The 248-nt window shown below is 60.5% G+C and carries 1 protein-coding gene; it reads left to right on the top strand.

Translation table 11 applies throughout. The features are described from left to right. Positions 1-105: 105 nt before the first annotated feature. The coding region (locus RVY79_RS22105) for a nucleotidyltransferase domain-containing protein (RefSeq protein ID WP_411161777.1) at positions 106-248 on the top strand (143 nt) is incomplete at its 3' end.

Raw genomic sequence — 248 nt, forward strand, 5'->3', positions numbered from 1 at the left:
CTGAGCAAGCTGGCCGCGGCGGGAATTTTGAGCCGGGATCGGCAAGGCAACAGAGTGTCTATCGCGCAAATAGGGCTTCCGATTTACGAGGAACTGGCGAGCATCATGCGCAAGACTTCCGGTCTTGCCGACGTGCTCGCCGAGGCTCTGATCCCGTGTTCCGATCAGATCGACGCCGCATTCGTTTTCGGTTCCGTCGCCCGTGGTCAGGAAGTCGCGGACAGCGACGTCGACGTGATGGTGATCGG

Source organism: Chromohalobacter sp. HP20-39, assembly GCF_033052815.1.
Taxonomy (GTDB): Bacteria; Pseudomonadota; Gammaproteobacteria; order Pseudomonadales; family Halomonadaceae; genus Chromohalobacter.